Below are 16384 nucleotides of genomic sequence, written 5' to 3'. Positions count from 1 at the left end.
GCGTGTCTGCGGTCAACCTCTCCTCGCGGACGTAGAACCGCAACCGCGTGATATCTGCCATCGCGCCGTCGAGGTCGTTCGTCACGATGTCTTCGATACTCTCGAAGATGACTTCGGCCTGTTCGACCGGTGCGCCTTTGGGGTGAATCAGTCCCGACAGCGAGGCCTCCACGCCGTCGGTGCGCTCCCTCGCAACGCCCACAGACATTGCAGGGTCGCTTCCGTCATCCAGTTCACCCAGTCCCGGGCCGAGGAGTATCTTCTCCATGAGTGCGTTGTCTGACCGAATAGTAGACAGCGTTTCGGTGGTGCGGTGATTGATACCGCTGTACTTGATTGTAGATTTCGGCAGTTTGGCCCAGCGGATAGAGACGAGTAGCCACTCCAGCGGCCACTACTCGAACGGATTGTCGGGTGTAGTGAGACGCGTTATTCCTGACACGCTGTCGAATCCGTCGTCGAAACTGTAGAGATACTCGATGCCTTCTCGTTGCATCGTCGCAACGATGACGGCGTCCGTGAGCGAGAGTGATTCGTAGCGTCGAAACAGCGAGCGGCCAGTGTCGAAGTCAGACTTTGCCGTCTGTCGCAACGAGAACCCGCTACTCTCGATGACAGCATCGAGCGTCTCAGTGGCGACACCGTGTCCAGCCCTCGCCTGCAAGTAGTTAATGACTTCTTCGAGAACGTCGCTCAGGACGTACCCTGTCGGAAGCTCCCCTTGGTCTATCGCCTGTGTGATTGCGTTCCCACGTTCGTGGTTCTGGTCGCGGGACAGACGCGCTGCGATGAGTACGTTTGCATCGACGACCGCAGCCATCAGTAGTCTCCAGCAACGAGGTCGTGGTCCTCGGCAGCGTCTGTCGAGTCTCCGATATCGACCGGTTCGAGCCGAGAAAACGCCCCGTACTGCTGTTTGACGAGTTTGACCGAGAGGTCGCCGTCGTCGTCGACGTGCCAGCGGATTTTGTCACCGGCCTCGACGCCGGCTTCCTGTCGTATCGCCGCTGGGACCGTCACCGAGTAGCTCTCGTTTATCGTTGTTTCGTCTTCGACCTCGTGAGACATACGAACTAGTTCGTGACACCATCTAAAATAATTTGTCTCCAAATTTACCGTGCGGGAGCGACTACCCTTGGCAACTCACCTGCTGTTTCAGCAGTTTCGAGGCGGAGCCCCCGGCCTCAAGGAGCGAGAACTTCCGACCAGTCGGAAGCGCGAAGCGAGTAGGCCGGGGTAGTTTACCACGTATAGACGACACGCTAGCGGCCCGTCCACCTGAGCACCAGCAGTGTCGCCTCGAACAGCGCAATCATCGTGATCGCAACCAGCACGGGGGCCATCCCCGTCGGGTCGGGGCTGAACAGGAAGGCAATCCCGCCGAACGTCCCCCAGAACAGCAGTCGACGCTGGACCAGCCAGCGACGAGTCACCAGCCCCATCATGATTGCCAGCATGATGAACAGCGGAATCTGGAAGACGACGGCGAACAGCCCCATCATCAGCAGGATCATGTTGAACGTCTCCTGCAGGCCAAAGGCAATGACTGCGACATCTTGGGAGTAGTAGAGGAAATACGAGAAGATGACCGGGAGAATCAGGAAGTACGCGAATGCGAGACCGATGAGTGCGAGGATAAGACTCGTCGGCACCGAGGCGAGATAGTACCGCCGCTCCTTGGGATACAGTCCCGGCCGCATGAACAGATACGTCTGGTAGACAAACACCGGCAGCGCGACGATAAACCCGGCCAGTGAGGCGACCTTGAGCCGTGTCAGAATCAGCCCAAGTGGGTGATAGACACGCGGACAGGCGGTCGCGTCTGCCCCGGCCGTGACACAGGCCTCAGGGTCGTTCCCGCCGACATCGAGAAACGAGTACCACAGAAACTCGACGGCTCGGTCGGCGAACGGTCGCGAGGGGTTCGGGATGATGAACATGATGGCGCTGACCGCACCCATCACGAACAGCACCACGAGCAGGCGCTGGATCATCTCACGGATGTGCTCGGTCAGCGGCATCTCTTCGTCGTCGGGCGCGCCGCTGAGTGCACCGGAGTCTGAGGAGACACCGCCGTCGCTGACCGGCTGGCTGCTGCCGGCCGTCCGCTCCCCAGAGGGCTCTTCCGACATTGCTCGGGAGTTGTGTAGCCGTTGTTGTAAGCCTTCTTCTCCTCACCGCTGACGAGACCGAGAGGAATAGATTGATAACGACAAGTCAGTAAGTGCCGAATAGATGTCTGGCGCGCTTGATGAAGATACGACCAAGACACTGGCGAGTGGTCGCCAGACGATTGGTGCGGTGCTGTCGGCCGCCCAGCAGAACCTCAAGCGCGCATTCCTCGTCTTTGCTGTCTTCTGGGTCGGTTCCTTCTACGCACTGCGACTGTTCGTCTGGGACCGACTCCGGACTGACCTGGTCTACAACCGGATGGATGACAAGGTTCGTGAGGCGACCGAAATCATCACCACAAATCCGTTCGAGATAATCCTCTTACAGGCGAAAATTGGCGTTGCTGTCGGTATCATCGCCACGGTTCCAGTGTTGTTGTACTACAGCCGAGACTCGCTCAAACGGCGGGGCTACTGGCCTGACGAATACATCCCGCGCTGGAAGGTCGTGGGATTCGTCACTGCCGTCCTTCTGCTCTTTCTCGCCGGCTCAGCGTACGCGTACTTTCTGTTTTTCCCGATTATGTTCAACTTCCTCGCCGCGAACGCCGTCCAATCTGGGTTTACGCCGACGTGGTCGATCGCGATGTGGACGGAGTTCATCTTCTTCCTCGCGCTCTCCTTTGGGCTTGCTGCACAACTGCCGCTGGTGATGAGTTCGCTCGCCCGGACGGGCATTGTTCCATACGAAACCTTCCGTGACAAGTGGCGCTACGCCGTCGTTGCAATCTTCGTCTTCGGGGCTGTGTTCTCCCCGCCGGACCCGTTCACCCAGATCATGTGGGGTGTGCCGCTGGTGCTGTTGTACTTCATCAGCCTCGGCATCACGAAGGTTGCCGTGCTCTCGAAACAGGCCGGCGAACAGGTGTCGACGAAATCGCTCGCCCGTGACCGCCTCAATATTCTCGGTGGTTCCTTCTTGCTCGTGTTTGCAGCCGTGTACGCATATCTGCTGGAGGGCGGGCTTGAAGCGACTAACAGCCTGCTGGCGGCGGTCAACTCCTCGGTTCGGTTCCCCACGGTCGGTGACCTCGGTGTGTTCGGCGCGCCACCGACCGCAACTGGCGTCGTTGCAGGTATTGTTGCTGGCACAGTTGGTGGCGGCGTTGCCCTGTTTTACTTCCGAATCCTCGCGCTGGAGGAGTTGACGAGCCAGGAAGACCGTCAGGCAGCGCTCGCCGGCGAACTCACCGACGAGGAAGAGGAGGAAGAAAAACAAGAAGAGGAGACGACCCCGGACCCCGGCGACCCGGCCACCGTAAACATTGCAGCCGCGAGCGCGGGCGCGCTCCGGCAACTCCCGCTTGAGGAATTTGCCCGCCTCGAACACGAGCAGGTGCTGAACTACGCCAAAGCCGCCGCCAACGACGACAACCCAGAGAAAGCTCGTGTACTGATGGACCGCTTCGAGGAAGCACAGGAACTTGACCTCGGCGAAGACGACGAAAATGTGGTCACGTCGACCACGACGGGAATGCTCGGCGCGTTCACCGACGACGACACCGACGAAGACGATATCGGCGGCTACTACTACGACCTGGCGTTCATTCTGGACTCGCTGACCTCGAAAGCAATCTGGATTGTTGCTATCTTCATGACCGTCCTCGCTGGGACCTTTACGTTCCTGTTCTACGGCGGTATCAACCGCGCACAGGGCGTGTTCTTCCGGAACCTTCCCCCAGAACTGTTCGAGGAAGTCGAGATTGTCGTCCTCCACCCCGTCGAGGCACTGATCTTCATGATCAAGTTCTCGACGCTGCTGGCTGTCGTTTCGATACTGCCGGTCGTGCTGTATTTCGCCTGGCCAGCTATCGAAGACAGGTTCGGAACCACCGGTGACCAGAACATCCTGCTCGTCTGGGGTGGCACGCTGTTTGTCGCACTGGTCGGCGGCAGCGTCCTCGGGTTCATCTACATTGCGCCGACGGTCATCTCGGTGCTCGCACTGGATGTCATCTCCTCGAATATGATCATCGCCTACCGAATCAACAGCTTCGGCTGGCTGGTCATCTACCTGACCGTCGGAATCGGCTTCCTCACGATGATTCCGACGACGATGTTGCTGTTCCATCACGGAAACATCGTCCCGTACTGGCGGATGCGCGAGAGCTGGCGTGGCGTCGTGCTGGCCTTTTTCGCCGCGGCTGGCTTGCTCTCGCCGTCGGGCATCTTCACGATGTTTATCGTCGCAATCCCGGCCTCACTGGCCTATGGCTTCGGCTTGGGGCTGCTGTGGATATACGACAGTGTTGATAAACTCATCTCGACAACCCGGCGCAGTGAAGGAGAGGCCGCCGACTAACCCCAGAAGGCGTCGATTTTATTGCCGAGAAACTCCGGCGTGAGTTTGAGAAATTCTTCCTGTTCACCCGGTGAGAGATACTGGTGGACCGAGTGGCGAGCACCGGGGACGTACCGCTGGCCGACCAGCGCACGGACGCCAACCTCGTCGACACCGCGAATCACTCGCCCGAGCGTCTGGCGGGCACGCCGCACTGCTGGCACCGTCAGCGCGTACTCGAAGGCCACGTCATCGCCGAAAGCGTCGCCGTAGGCTCGCTGGACGGCACGGACGCGTGGCGAACCGATATTCACGAGCGGCACGCCCACTACCGCACAGGTACTCAGCTTCTCGCCGTCGTAATCGACGCCCTCGGTGAGCGTTCCCCGCGTACTCGTCACCAGCACTTTCCCGTCGCCATCGAAAAACCGCTGTTTCAGCGCCTCGGTATCTTCGTTCGATGAACTCTCGTCGACGAGCACCGGCTTGTCGACAACGTCGCGGAGGTAGGAGCCAGCCCACTCCGCCTCGCGGTAGTTTGGCATCGCAATCAGGACGTTCCCCGGCGAGCGTGCCAGCGTCCGCAGGACGTGAGCGTACTCGTCGCGGGTTCGGTTCCACGTCTCCGGGTTCGCGTTCTCGCCCGTGTCGCCGCGGTTGCGGGCGGTAAACGGCGTCGTGTCCACGAGCAGACTCGCGCGGTTCTCCACCGGGAAGGGCAGGTCGTAGGTTCGCTCGACGACCGGGCGCTCCGCACGAAGGGCTTCCAGTCCCGACACCTCGGTAAACACGTCCAGCGGTTCGAGTGTCGCGCTCATGAGCATCCCGCCGCCGAGACCATCGAAGATTTGCTGGAGCGTGTCACCGGGCATGCACTCGAAGCGAACGAGGCCGGCAGTGTACGCTGCTTCCCACGGTTCGCTGACCGTCCGCGGGTCCTTCGGCGAGTGTTCGAGTTCGATCTCTCGGAGGAAACTCGCGTGGTCTGTCTCCCACCACTGGACGAGTAATGCGCCGACGGCGGTACAGACCGGCGTCCTGCTGAGGCCCGCAGCGTCAATCGCTTCCTCGACGGCCAGTCCAATCTTCGAGAGCGACCGCCAGAGGTCGCCCGTGTAGCCCTCCTGTTCGGCCCACACTGTCAGTTCGTCCTGCTCGACAGCCTCGGGGTCCCGGAGCGGAATCTCCAGCGAGCGCTCGGGAAGGTTGTCGGGTGCGCCGGCCCGCCAGCCCTGTCCAACCTCCTCGTCGAGGTGGCGAGCAATCCGGTCGTCCAGCCACACGAGCAGGTCGTCGTAGAAGTCGTGGGCGCGCTGGACTGCCTCCAGCGGGACGTCGTGACTCGCGAGTTCGTCGCGCAGTTCGGCTTCGCCGGCGCTCTCGCGGGCCCGGGTGAGCAGCGTGTGGAGGTCGTTTCGAGCACGCGTGAGTGTCGAGCGGCCGAGGCGGTCAGAGAGCAGCTCCCGGACGCGCTCTTCGAGGCGGTGTGCCTCGTCGACAATCAGGAACGTATCGTCGTCCAGAATCGACTCGATGAGCGGCCGAGAGTTCGGGTCGAACAGGTGATTGTAGTTCCCGACGACGACATCGGCGGATTCGAGCATGACGCTCATCGCCCGGTGGGGACAGATGCCGCGCTCGGTCGCCTGCGGGAGATACTCGTCGGCGGTCATCACGTTGTGTTTGCCGGCCGAGAAATCCACCGGCGAGCCCTTGTTTCGGGCGTACCAGTCGGCCTCGAACGGGCAGTACAGCGGTTCGTCGTCGCCTTCCGTCATCGAGTCGGGAGCGCTGGGCTGGCTTCGGAAATACGGGCTCTGGACGCCGGCAGTCCCCAGCGTGTCGCCGGCAATCTGTTGCTGGCCGGCCCCGCCCGGACGGGCGTTCTTGACGAGGTCGCTGGCTCGCTGCGGGTCCCACCAGATATCCTCGGTCTGGACGCCAACGGCGGCGTCAGCAACGGGCAACTCGTCAGCATTGCCGTCGCTTTCGACCAGTCTGGCTGTGTTCTCTCGCAAGTCCTCACACCGCTCGTGGGTGCCAACGTCGTCGGGAAAGACACCTTCGCGTCCGTAGGGGCAGAGGTCGCGCTTGCCCACGAGGGCAATTCCATCCAGTGGCTCGTCGATACCGGCGTTGAGCGCCCGGAGGTCTTCGATGAACTGCAGGCGCTGTTGTTTGACCGGTGTGACGACAACTGCCCGCTCGAAGACGTCGCGGTCGATGAGTGTCGCCGCCGCGGTGAGCGAGGCCATCGTCTTCCCAGTCCCGCAGGGTCCCTCCATCGCGAGATAGCCGCGTGACTCGCCAACCTCGACAGCGGTCTCGATGGCGTCACGCTGGTTCTCGTAGGGTCGGTCGAAGGCGAAAAATTCCTTCCACGCGGCGTCAGTCATTCGGTCGGTACTGTGTCCCGGTCGGGTTTGAACCCACGGATTCGCTCACTCGAAAAACGCAGCCAGTCGGTTGGCGGCCTCCTCGACCTGTGGGGTCACGAGCGCAAACCGGAACCAGTCGCTACGGGCGTCACCAAAGGCTTGGCCGGGCATCCCCGCGACGCCGGCTTCGTCGATAAGACGCTCGACGTTGTCCATCGTCCCGTCGAAATCGGGGAACTTCGCCATGACGTAGAAGGCTCCTTCTGGTTCAGTGTAGGCCGCACCGGCCGCGTCCAGCGCCGTCGTGAACGTCTTGATTCGGTCGCGTAGCAGGTCGCGGTTCTGTTCGTAGTACTGTGGACCGGTTTCTCTGAGTGCGTTCAGGACCGCAGCCTGTGCTGGCCGGGAACTCGTGACGTTCGTGAGCATGTGTCGCGAGCGAGCGCCGTCCATCAGGTCGCCGTTGGGTCCGTCAGGATGCGGGAAGACGGCGTAGCCCACGCGGAAACCGGTGATTGCCATCGACTTCGAGAAGGAGTTGGTGACGATGCGGTTCGGCGAGTCGACGGCAAGCGCGGACTCGAACCGGCCGGAGTAGTCGAAGTGGTCGTACACCTCGTCGCTGACGACCATTGTGTCGTGGTCCTCTGCGACGGCGACGAGGTCGTGAATCGTCTCGCTGTCGTAGGTCACGCCGAGGGGGTTGTTCGGGGAGTTGACGACGACGGCGGCGGTGTCGTCGGTAATCTGTTCGCGGACAGCCTCGGGGTCGAGTTGGCCGTCGTCGCTGGCGGAGACGAAATTGAGGTCCGCCCCGAGCATCTGGACGCGGCCGGCGTAGTACGGGTAGACCGGGTCGACGAGCAGCACCTCCAAGCCCTTCCGGTCGAGACTCTCGGCCATGGCGAGGTGGTTGGCCTCGCCAGCGCCGTTAGTGATGATGACCTGTTCGACATCGACGCCGCGGCGGGTCGCAATCTCCTCGCGCAGTTCCCGCAGGCCGACGCTTGCGGGATACTGGAACTGCTCGGGGTCGCCATCGGCGTAGGCTCGCAGTCCCTCGCGCAGCGCTTCGGGGGGGTCCCAGTCGGGGTTACCGCTGACCATATCGACGACGTCACCGTCGGCCCGCTGGGCGTACTGCATCACGCGGAAAAACTGTGGCCGCTCGTAGTCCATACGAACCGGTGTGCGTTACTCGGCCTTTGGCGTTTTCTTCTGCGGTGACAGTCGTTCGCTCTCCTCTCTAGTCACGACGAGTCAGTTCCCGACCACCAGGCGGAGGTCGCGGCTTCGACCACTTCCAGCGCACTTTTTGACCCGTTGGCCTCCCCTTTCTCGAAGTCCTCCTCGGCTTGGCCCATCTGGTTCGTTACGTGTGCGAAACAGACAACAGGGCGGTCCCGGACCGCTGCGAAGGTGTACAGCGCGGCGGCTTCCATCTCGACAGCGAGGATATTCTCTGCTCTGGCCTGCTCGATTGCCGTCTCGGTCTCCCTGAACGGCGCGTCTGTCGTCCACGTTGCCCCAGTATAGACTGGCCGGGAGACGGACGCACACTCTCGTTCGACAGCGGTCCGGAGCTCCGTATCCAGCGTCGCGTACTGCTCCGGTTCGCGGTAGTGGTGGCTCGTCCCCTAGTCTCGCAGCGCCCGATCGATCAGGACGAAGTAGGGTGGGTCCTCTCGGGGCTGGATCTGTCCGGAGGAGGTGATGCTGATCAGAAACTCACAGCCGGCGGCGAACAGCTGCTCGGCAACGAGAACGGCGAAGGAAGCACCGACCGCACAGCCGATAATTCCGTAGCTCTGACCGTTGTGCTCGAACCGGTAGAGGGTGGTGTGGTAGCCCGGCCACGTCGGCTCCTGTTCTGCCTGTCCCGTCTCGCGGAGGTGTCGAACGATGTCGCCGTCCGGGTCGAGAATACAGATCTCGGGCACCGGGTCGTCCGGGAGATTCTTCTGCCGGCGGGCCTCCGATAGCAGGGCACTCGGGTCAAAGACTGAGGACTCCTCGTAGGCTTTGGCAGCGAGTAGCGGCGACGCTGATTTCTCGCTCATCGTTCGAACACGAGTCCGTAGTGATACGGTGGGATCTCGATCTGCCGTGTCAGCGTCACGTCGATGGCTTCTTCCACAATCTGTCTCGTCTCCTCGGGAGACAGGCGTAGCTCTGTCGGCGGGCCTCGGGGTTCGTCGGCGACCGTCGTCTGCTCTCGTGGGGAGTCGTACCAATTCAGGATGAGCAATTTCCCGTCTTCCGCGAGCACAGCAGCTATTTGCTCGAGCACTGAGGCGCGGTCGTCGACACCGTGGAATGTGTTTGCTACGAGTGCCACGTCGACGGGATCTGGGAGGTGCTCCGCGAGAGCACGGGCGTCGCCGTGGACTGGTCTCGCGTTGGAAATCTCCTGCTGGGCGGCGAGCGATTCGAGTTCGTCGAGCAGCGTTTCGTCGAGGTCCAGCGCGTACACCGGTTCTGGTGCGACGATGCGAGCCGCGGGGAGCGTAAAATACCCGTTTCCGCTCCCGATTTCGACGACTGACTCACCGGATTCGAGGCCGAACTCCCGGAGGGTTTCACCCGGTGTCGGCCATAGCTTTCCCCACCAGTTCCAATCGGGCTGTCTCGTGTTCTGAAATCGGTCCATACTATAGCGGTGACTGGCACACTTGTAACCATTATGCCGGCCCAACTGGGGCGTCACCGGGAAGCCGTGACCTTTTGAAGCTGAACGGCCTACTTCTTGCCAATGCGGGTTGAACTTCGGGTCTGTCGACACTGTTTCGAGGGCGAGCACGAGAACGAGCACAAGACCAAGATAACGCGGGACCTGGTCGCCTGTGCGGAAATTATCGAGGAGCACAAGCACCACCTCGACCTCGACGATGTCCACATCCGCTGGGTGACCGAAGACGAGGACGACGACGGCCGACCAGACGCAATTCCCGCCGTTGCCGCCACTATCCAGAACGAGCAGATCATGGTCTCGGATACCCAGCTCATCACGATGGGCGAAAACGGCTATATGATGGTGTATCCCAACCCACAGGACGCGCTAAAGGTGCTGTCGGGCAACATCGACGAACTCAACAAGGTTACGTCGGGGAACGTCACGCCGACGCTGTCACCGGAAGGTGCAGAAATTCTTACCAGCGGCCAGACCGACGTCCAGGAGCGCGAGGACGACGATATCGACTACTGATCGGGCTCGACAGCGAGCGTGTAGACGCGCTTGCGGGCGTCGTTGAACGAAAAGCGCGAATCGATGACCTCGACATCCTCCAGTCGATTCAGCGCGTATCTGACCGTTCGGGCCGGAAGCAACGTCTCCTCTGCCAACTGACTCTGGGTGAGCGGCCCGTCGTATTCGAGCACCTTCGCGACGAGTTTTGCACTCGGCGGGAGTTCCGCGACCGCTTCCCACCCGCTGGCCGATACCTCTGGGGACCCTGCTGACTCTGATGTACTCATTATCACAGTTCTGCGATGCGAATGGATAATACTTACTACTTCGAATTATAACTGTGGAAAATCTACCAGCTTATTTAGCCGGTACTCTCGGCGTCTTTGGGTCTCCATTTCAGATTTTGGGGGTGACCCGAAGCCTCTTATTGCCAAGTCCACTAATAAATGGTAATGACCGACATGGTGGACGACGTCGACCTGCCATACGACGACGACGCGTCCAAACAGGAGAAGATTGAATCGTTACAGGAGCGCCTCGACGTTCTCGAGTCCCAGAACGAAGAGATGCGTGACAAGCTGCTGGACGCCAACGCCGAGAACAACAAGTACCAGCAGAAACTCGAACGACTGACCCACGAGAACAAGAAACTCAAGCAGTCTCCGCTGTTCGTCGCCACGGTCCAGGAGCTAACCGACGACGGTGTCATCATCAAACAGCACGGTAACAATCAGGAAGCCCTGACGGAAGTGACCGACGAGATGCGCGAGGACCTGGAACCAGACTCCCGCGTTGCGGTCAATAACTCGCTGTCTGTCGTCAAATCGCTCGACGACGAGACCGATGTTCGTGCTCGCGTGATGCAGGTCGACGAGAGCCCCGACGTGACCTATCAGGACATCGGCGGCATCAGCGCCCAGATTGATGAAGTTCGCGAGACTGTCGAGATGCCGCTCAAGAATCCGGGCATGTTCGACGATGTGGGTATTACCCCGCCATCGGGTGTGCTCCTCCACGGCCCACCGGGTACAGGGAAAACGATGCTCGCCAAGGCTGTCGCCAACCAGACCGACGCGACGTTCATCAAGATGGCTGGCTCCGAACTGGTCCACAAGTTCATCGGCGAGGGTGCCAAACTCGTCCGTGACCTGTTCGAGCTTGCCCGCCAGCACCAGCCCGCCGTCATCTTCATCGACGAAATTGACGCCATCGCCGCGAAGCGGACGGACTCGAAAACGTCCGGTGACGCCGAGGTCCAGCGGACGATGATGCAACTGCTCAGCGAGATGGATGGCTTCGAGGACCGCGGTGATATCCGCATCATCGCCGCCACCAACCGCTTCGACATGCTCGACCGAGCGATTCTCCGCCCTGGCCGGTTCGACCGCCTCATCGAGGTGCCGAAACCGGACGCCGAGGGCCGCGAACAGATCTTCAAGATCCACACTCGCTCGATGAACATCGCCGACGACGTCGATTACACCGAACTCGCCGAGATGGTCGTCGAGGCCTCTGGTGCAGATGTCAAGGCAATCTGTACCGAGGCCGGGATGTTCGCCATCCGCGAAGACCGAACAGAGGTCCGGATGACGGACTTCCGGGAGGCGTACGACAAAATCGAGGCCGAAGACGACGAGGCCGACGACGTCTCTCGAACCTTCGCCTGATTCGAGACGCTTTTTTGCCGACTAGAGACCGATGCTGACAAGCCCGAAGAACGCCCAGTACTTCGAAACATGGACCGAAGTTCGTGGGACCAAGACATTCCGACGGCGGCAGACGCCGAACAGTTTGGCGATATTATCAAGCCGGTGACGACCGCAGCGGCAGGCGAGTACGATGTCGTCCTGGTTGGTGAACCCTACGACCGCGGCACCGTCACCCGCCGCGGCGCACGCGATGGCCCCGCCGCAATTCGGATGGCACTCGCTGACGTTGACACCCACCACCTCGACGCGGGACCGGTCGACTCCGTTGGCGATGTCGGTTCGGTCGAGATTCCCTTCGGCGCGTCTGTCGCGACGGCCAGAGAGCCAGTCCGTGAGACGGTCGACGCGCTGCACGACAGCGACGCAGTGCCGCTGATTATCGGCGGTGACAGTTCGCTTACGGTTGCCAACGTCGCCGGACTGCTGGAATCGGACGCGGCGACTGACGGCGGTGAGCGGACCGACGGTCCGCGAGCCTCGTCAGAACTTCGTTCTGACGGCGGATTCGGTGACGACGAGGAGTCTGTCGGCGACGTGGAACATTTTGACCCCGCCACCGCGGACGATTCCGACGACGAGGAGCAGGCCGAAGACTCGTCTGAAGGCAAGGACGCTGCGGACGACACGGAAACAGACGAGACGGCAGCGGAAGACGAGAGTGGAGGGTCCGAAACTGAGGCTGAAGAGACTGACGTTGAGGAGGTTGCAGACGCGGAAACTGAGGACGCTGACGAGGAAGACAGCGAGACTGTAGACGCCGACGACGAGACTGACGAGGACGCGGACGAGGAGACAACCGAACAAGAAGACGGGGGCGAAACCGAGGACACTGAAGAGAGCGAGGAAACTCCCTCGGAAGAAGTCGTCGACGATTCGAGCGCAGCAAAGACTGGATTCGACACGAGCGAGCAGCCAGAGTCGGAGGTCGTCGAGGAGACCACAACGGTCGATAGCTCTTCAACGGGGTCGACGGGCAGCGTCGGCGTCATCCGACTGAGCGCGCGTCTCGACTGTCAGCCAGTCGGCTCAGAGCCGACCAACCGTAGCGCCGTGCGACAACTGTTCGAGGCTGGCGTTGACTCGCTGGCTGTGGTGGGCGCGCGCCACTTCGAGAGCGCCACCGCCGAAGCGGACGCGTTCCGTGACAATGGCGGGGAAGTTGTCACGGCCGAGGAGGTCGGAGACGACCCGGTGGAAGCAGCCGACCGCGCGCTCGCGACCGTCGAGGACGCCGAGCATGTCTACGTCAGTATCGACCTCTCGGTGCTCGACGCCACCGCCGCACCCGGTGCCTCCGACCCCTCGCCGGGTGGACTGCAGACTCGTGAACTGTTCCGGGTCGTCAGACTGCTCGCGAGCGACGACCGCATCGCCGGCCTCGAACTGGTCGAAACTGCGCCGACACACGACCGCGACGACCAGACCGCCGAGGCTGCCGCCCGGACCGCCGCCCACGCGATTGCGGTGCTGCGAGAGTAACTCACTCCGCAAGCAGCGTCTCGACGGCCTGACGGACTTCCTCTTCGACCACCTGCTGTGGCTGTGTTGCGTCGACGCGGACGAACCGCTCCGGTTCGGCGGCAATCAGGCGCTCGTAGTTCTCCCGAACAGTTTCGAGATACTGTTCGGCCTCAAATTTGTTCGTGGCACCGCTGCGCTCGGTTGCCGTTTTGGGGTCGACATCGAGATAGATCGTTGCGTCCGGCGGACGTGTCCACGGTTCGTGGAGTTCTCTGACGTAGGCGAGACTGTCAGGCAACCGATCTGCGAGTGTCGCGCCCTGATAGGCAAAGCGTGAGTCGGAGTATCGGTCAGAGATGACCGTTTTTCCTTCGGACAGCGCCGGGGTAACCGTTCGGCGCAGGTGTGCGGCGTGGTCCGCAACGTAGAGAAATAGTTCCGCCAGCGGGTCGGCGTTGTCGTCGTCAATCGAGCGCTGGACGGCGTCGCCGTACCAGGAATCGGTCGGTTCGCGCGTAAAGACGGCGTCGACGTCGGTCTGCAGTGCCTCGACGCAGGAACTCTTGCCGCTGCCGTCGAGCCCTTCGAGCGTGATGAGCATACGTAGTCGTTGCTCCCCGCCCTCCTAAATCACTGGCTTAGAGCGCGCCGTTCATCGCGTCGAACAGTCGTCTCTTCAGTTCTTCACGGGTCAACCCCTCTTCGGGGGCCAGCCCCGCCATATGGTCCAGTGGGATTCGGCCGCCACCCATCCGAGCGTGGCCGCCGGCCTCGGCCATCGGTACCGACTCGATGGCCGTTTCGAGTACTTTCCCCATGTGGACGCGGTCGTCGGTCGAGCGCCCTGACATCTGGATAGCCTCGCCGTTGTCTCCGAGGACGACGACAGCGTTGACGCCTTCGAGCCGCCGGAGTTCGTCGGCAGCCTGTGGAATCGAATCCGCGTTCGAGACTTCGCCGACATCACTGACCGCGAACGGTCCCTCGACCTGGCGGTCGGTGATTGCCCGGGCTTTCACCTCCAGCGATTCGGCGTCGACCTCGGGGTTTGCAATTCGGTCGAGTTTGTCCTCGTCGATGCCGGGGTAGAGGAAACTCGCGGCCTCGAACTCTGCCTCAGAACAGCCGTTTGTCAGATGTGCGGTGTCCGATTGAATCCCGTAGACGAGTGCTGTGGCGATTCGCGGTGGGAGAACACTGTCGCCGTCGCCGGTTTCCTCCGGCGAGATTGGGTCTCTGTTAAGCTGTTCGAAGTACTCGGCGAAAATCGTCGCGCAGGCTCCGTGGTCAGTCCGAACGTCCGCAAACTTCTGTCCAGTTCCGCCGCCGGGGTGGTGGTCGACGACCGCGAGTGGGTCGATTTCTTCGGCACCCTCGAATCCCCGGGCCTCGTTGTGGTCGACCAGTACCACTTGCTCTTCGTCGATTTCGTCTGCGCTCTTGATTCGTGTGAAATCAACATCCAGCACCGTCTCGAACGCCCGGTTCTCGTGGTGGCGAATCTGTCCCGTGTAGTATACCGTTGGCTCGGTGTCGACAGCCTCGGCAATTGCTTCTGCTCCGAGCGCACACGACATCGCGTCTGGGTCCGGGTTCGGGTGCATCAGGACAGCCACGGTCTCTGCGGAGCCAATCGCCCGCGCGAACCGCTTCCCTGGCGGCCCGACAATCAACTGGTAGCCAAACGCACCGAGGAGGACAACAGCCAGCAAGGCGAGGGCCAACAGAAGCAGGTTTTCCGCGACTGCTGATGGCAATAACCCTCCGACCACACCAGCAATCAGCATACGCCCACTGGGTCGGTCCGGCTATTAAGAATTGTTGGTTTTACTGACGTATTTATAACACGTTTCCGGTGGCTACGTGCCAGTCACCTCATCGTTCGGACGCGAGATACTGTTCGATTCGGTCGCGGTAGCCCTCTCGGAATGTCGGATAGGTGAACTCGTAGCCCAGTTCACGAAGCTTGGTGTTCCGACAGCGCTTGCTCGTCTGAATCCGGCGTCGTGCGGCCGCAGAGAGTCCATCTTCCTCTAGACGCTCCGCTGTGGTTCGCTTCGGCGGGGACTCGACACTACACTCTTCGGCCAGCCAGTCCGCGAACTCCCACTTCTGGACTGGTTCGTTGTCGACGACCAACACGGCCTCTCCGCGCGCAACATCCGCTTCGAGCAGATGGGCAATTGCGCCGGCGATGTCGTCGCGGTGGATCATGTTCAGGAAGCCCTCGGTCACTGGTCCCTCGATGTACCGTTCGAGTCGGTAGCGGTCGGGGCCGTAGATTCCGGCGAGTCGGGCCACGGTGCCGTCAATCTCGCCGGGCGGGTCGAGTGCCACGTCTTCGGCTTCGACAAGGACTTCGGTCTTGTCTGTGGTTGGCTCCAGTGGTGTCTCCTCGTCGACCCAGTCGCCGTCGTGGTCGCCGTAGACGCCCGTGCTCGATGTGTAGAGATATCGGTCCGGCGCGTCTTCGCGGTCGGCAAACTCGGCGAGTGCCACTTGCTGGCCCTCGACGTAGATTTCACGGGCTGTCTCAGCATCGCGGCCGCCCGAACTCGCGGCGAAGACAACGGTGTCTGCGTCGGGCAGCGTCGACAGCGCGTCGGCGTCGGTGATGTCGGCCTGAATCCCCCGAAAGCCTGCGTCCTCGATGGCCTCGATACCCGAGTGTGACCGACGGACGCCGACCACTCGCTTGCCTGCCTCGGTCAGTTGTCTCCCGAGTTCGAGGCCAACGTAGCCACAGCCAAGAATCAGGACGGTCATCGCTTCTCACTCTCGATGTAGTTGTGAATGAGCGCGTATTCCGCCAGCGTGATTGGGTACCGACCCTCGACTTTCTGCTGGATTTCTTTCGGTTCGAGTTCGTCGTTGAGTCCCGCGGCGATAGCCTCCACATCGAGGACAGCGATGGACATCCCCATCAGCAGAATATCACGAGCGTCGGCCTCGATGGCGTCAGCAACTGGATACTGGTCGTCGACCGCGAGCACCGCCGCAGCGTCTGTCAGTGTGAGTTCGGGGCTGTCGCCGTCGGCCAGTGCCTGTACCGTCTCCTCGTCGACGCCCGAGCGGTCAGCGACCGTCGAGACGCCGGCAGAATTCACCGTCTCGGCGAGTACTTCTTCGTAGGCTGATTGCAACTCCGCAGGCGACATATCGCCGGCATCCGCAAAACGTCCTCTGAGCATACCTGC

At 61.5% G+C, this 16384-nt stretch carries 16 protein-coding genes and 1 pseudogene; 4 read left to right on the top strand and 13 right to left on the bottom strand.

What is annotated here, in order from left to right; translation table 11 throughout:
* Window positions 1–394: 394 nt before the first annotated feature.
* The 3 genes from ACMGFM_RS10395 to tatC form a co-directional block, all read right to left on the bottom strand.
* Complete coding sequence (locus ACMGFM_RS10395; RefSeq protein ID WP_436902609.1) at window positions 395–823, bottom strand: type II toxin-antitoxin system VapC family toxin; 429 nt, start codon at window positions 821–823, stop codon at window positions 395–397.
* Window positions 820–1068 (bottom strand): AbrB/MazE/SpoVT family DNA-binding domain-containing protein, encoded by a 249-nt coding sequence (locus tag ACMGFM_RS10390; protein WP_436902532.1) that lies wholly within the window; start codon window positions 1066–1068, stop codon window positions 820–822. The genes ACMGFM_RS10395 and ACMGFM_RS10390 overlap by 4 nt, the downstream gene beginning before the upstream one ends.
* A gap of 194 nt (window positions 1069–1262) precedes the next feature.
* Window positions 1263–2132 (bottom strand): twin-arginine translocase subunit TatC, encoded by an 870-nt coding sequence (gene tatC, locus ACMGFM_RS10385; protein ID WP_436902531.1) that lies wholly within the window; start codon window positions 2130–2132, stop codon window positions 1263–1265.
* 103 nt (window positions 2133–2235) lie between these two features.
* Between tatC and ACMGFM_RS10380 the strand changes: the two genes are divergently transcribed.
* A complete protein-coding gene (locus ACMGFM_RS10380) occupies window positions 2236–4473 on the top strand; it encodes a twin-arginine translocase subunit TatC (RefSeq protein ID WP_436902530.1) in 2238 nt (745 codons plus the stop codon).
* Here ACMGFM_RS10380 and ACMGFM_RS10375 read toward each other — a convergent pair.
* From ACMGFM_RS10375 to ACMGFM_RS10355, 5 genes and pseudogenes are all read right to left on the bottom strand, one after another.
* Window positions 4470–6848: an ATP-dependent DNA helicase gene (locus ACMGFM_RS10375; protein WP_436902528.1), complete on the bottom strand. Its 2379-nt coding sequence runs from the start codon at window positions 6846–6848 to the stop codon at window positions 4470–4472. The two genes, ACMGFM_RS10380 and ACMGFM_RS10375, sit on opposite strands and share 4 nt — an antisense overlap.
* Before the next feature lie 45 nt (window positions 6849–6893).
* Window positions 6894–8009 carry a pyridoxal phosphate-dependent aminotransferase gene (locus tag ACMGFM_RS10370; RefSeq protein ID WP_436902527.1) on the bottom strand — a complete coding sequence of 372 codons (1116 nt, stop codon included), beginning with the start codon at window positions 8007–8009 and terminating at the stop codon, window positions 6894–6896.
* Window positions 8010–8080: 71 nt separating this feature from the next.
* Window positions 8081–8443 (bottom strand): annotated as a pseudogene (locus ACMGFM_RS10365) (phosphorylase family protein); the annotation flags it as partial.
* Window positions 8444–8467: 24 nt separating this feature from the next.
* On the bottom strand, window positions 8468–8890 hold the full coding sequence (locus tag ACMGFM_RS10360) for a nucleoside phosphorylase-I family protein (protein WP_436902526.1): 423 nt from the start codon (window positions 8888–8890) through the stop codon (window positions 8468–8470).
* Window positions 8887–9480, bottom strand: coding sequence for a class I SAM-dependent methyltransferase (locus ACMGFM_RS10355; protein ID WP_436902525.1), 594 nt, complete (start codon window positions 9478–9480; stop codon window positions 8887–8889). Before ACMGFM_RS10355 ends, ACMGFM_RS10360 begins: the two co-directional genes overlap by 4 nt.
* Window positions 9481–9582: 102 nt before the next feature.
* On the opposite strand from ACMGFM_RS10355, the gene ACMGFM_RS10350 reads away from it, so the two are divergent.
* Complete coding sequence (locus ACMGFM_RS10350) at window positions 9583–10035, top strand: hypothetical protein (protein ID WP_436902524.1); 453 nt, start codon at window positions 9583–9585, stop codon at window positions 10033–10035.
* Here the strand turns inward: ACMGFM_RS10350 and ACMGFM_RS10345 are convergent.
* Complete coding sequence (locus ACMGFM_RS10345) at window positions 10029–10304, bottom strand: winged helix-turn-helix domain-containing protein (RefSeq protein ID WP_436902523.1); 276 nt, start codon at window positions 10302–10304, stop codon at window positions 10029–10031. The genes ACMGFM_RS10350 and ACMGFM_RS10345 overlap by 7 nt on opposite strands.
* Before the next feature lie 165 nt (window positions 10305–10469).
* On the opposite strand from ACMGFM_RS10345, the gene pan1 reads away from it, so the two are divergent.
* Together pan1 and ACMGFM_RS10335 are read left to right on the top strand one after the other, a co-directional pair.
* A complete protein-coding gene (pan1, locus tag ACMGFM_RS10340) occupies window positions 10470–11684 on the top strand; it encodes a proteasome-activating nucleotidase Pan1 (RefSeq protein ID WP_436902522.1) in 1215 nt (404 codons plus the stop codon).
* Window positions 11685–11753: 69 nt separating this feature from the next.
* Window positions 11754–13205 (top strand): arginase family protein, encoded by a 1452-nt coding sequence (locus tag ACMGFM_RS10335; protein WP_436902521.1) that lies wholly within the window; start codon window positions 11754–11756, stop codon window positions 13203–13205.
* A gap of 1 nt (window position 13206) precedes the next feature.
* On the opposite strand, the gene tmk is transcribed toward ACMGFM_RS10335, so the two are convergent.
* The 4 genes from tmk to ACMGFM_RS10315 form a co-directional block, all read right to left on the bottom strand.
* Window positions 13207–13788 (bottom strand): dTMP kinase, encoded by a 582-nt coding sequence (gene tmk / locus ACMGFM_RS10330; protein ID WP_436902520.1) that lies wholly within the window; start codon window positions 13786–13788, stop codon window positions 13207–13209.
* Between the two features lie 37 nt (window positions 13789–13825).
* Complete coding sequence (locus ACMGFM_RS10325) at window positions 13826–14974, bottom strand: DHH family phosphoesterase (protein ID WP_436902519.1); 1149 nt, start codon at window positions 14972–14974, stop codon at window positions 13826–13828.
* Window positions 14975–15062: 88 nt separating this feature from the next.
* Window positions 15063–15953, bottom strand: coding sequence for an SDR family oxidoreductase (locus tag ACMGFM_RS10320; protein ID WP_436902518.1), 891 nt, complete (start codon window positions 15951–15953; stop codon window positions 15063–15065).
* Complete coding sequence (locus tag ACMGFM_RS10315) at window positions 15950–16378, bottom strand: DUF5791 family protein (protein ID WP_436902517.1); 429 nt, start codon at window positions 16376–16378, stop codon at window positions 15950–15952. Before ACMGFM_RS10315 ends, ACMGFM_RS10320 begins: the two co-directional genes overlap by 4 nt.
* Window positions 16379–16384 lie beyond the last annotated feature (6 nt).

Origin of the sequence: Halovenus halobia, assembly GCF_051414135.1 — an archaeon.
Lineage (GTDB): Archaea > Halobacteriota > Halobacteria > Halobacteriales > Haloarculaceae > Halovenus > Halovenus halobia.
This window is presented reverse-complemented; position numbering and strand designations above follow the sequence as displayed.

Bases quoted from the DNA above. Each gene is read 5' to 3' on its own strand.
- tatC (WP_436902531.1), bottom strand. From the start codon at position 2,132: ATGTCGGAAGAGCCCTCTGGGGAGCGGACGGCCGGCAGCAGCCAGCCG.
- ACMGFM_RS10355 (WP_436902525.1), bottom strand. From the start codon at position 9,480: ATGGACCGATTTCAGAACACGAGACAGCCCGATTGGAACTGGTGGGGA.
- ACMGFM_RS10320 (WP_436902518.1), bottom strand. From the start codon at position 15,953: ATGACCGTCCTGATTCTTGGCTGTGGCTACGTTGGCCTCGAACTCGGG.
- ACMGFM_RS10325 (WP_436902519.1), bottom strand. From the start codon at position 14,974: ATGCTGATTGCTGGTGTGGTCGGAGGGTTATTGCCATCAGCAGTCGCG.
- ACMGFM_RS10360 (WP_436902526.1), bottom strand. From the start codon at position 8,890: ATGAGCGAGAAATCAGCGTCGCCGCTACTCGCTGCCAAAGCCTACGAG.
- pan1 (WP_436902522.1), top strand. From the start codon at position 10,470: ATGACCGACATGGTGGACGACGTCGACCTGCCATACGACGACGACGCG.
- ACMGFM_RS10345 (WP_436902523.1), bottom strand. From the start codon at position 10,304: ATGAGTACATCAGAGTCAGCAGGGTCCCCAGAGGTATCGGCCAGCGGG.
- ACMGFM_RS10380 (WP_436902530.1), top strand. From the start codon at position 2,236: ATGTCTGGCGCGCTTGATGAAGATACGACCAAGACACTGGCGAGTGGT.
- ACMGFM_RS10375 (WP_436902528.1), bottom strand. From the start codon at position 6,848: ATGACTGACGCCGCGTGGAAGGAATTTTTCGCCTTCGACCGACCCTAC.
- ACMGFM_RS10315 (WP_436902517.1), bottom strand. From the start codon at position 16,378: ATGCTCAGAGGACGTTTTGCGGATGCCGGCGATATGTCGCCTGCGGAG.
- tmk (WP_436902520.1), bottom strand. From the start codon at position 13,788: ATGCTCATCACGCTCGAAGGGCTCGACGGCAGCGGCAAGAGTTCCTGC.
- ACMGFM_RS10370 (WP_436902527.1), bottom strand. From the start codon at position 8,009: ATGGACTACGAGCGGCCACAGTTTTTCCGCGTGATGCAGTACGCCCAG.
- ACMGFM_RS10350 (WP_436902524.1), top strand. From the start codon at position 9,583: ATGCGGGTTGAACTTCGGGTCTGTCGACACTGTTTCGAGGGCGAGCAC.
- ACMGFM_RS10390 (WP_436902532.1), bottom strand. From the start codon at position 1,068: ATGTCTCACGAGGTCGAAGACGAAACAACGATAAACGAGAGCTACTCG.
- ACMGFM_RS10335 (WP_436902521.1), top strand. From the start codon at position 11,754: ATGGACCGAAGTTCGTGGGACCAAGACATTCCGACGGCGGCAGACGCC.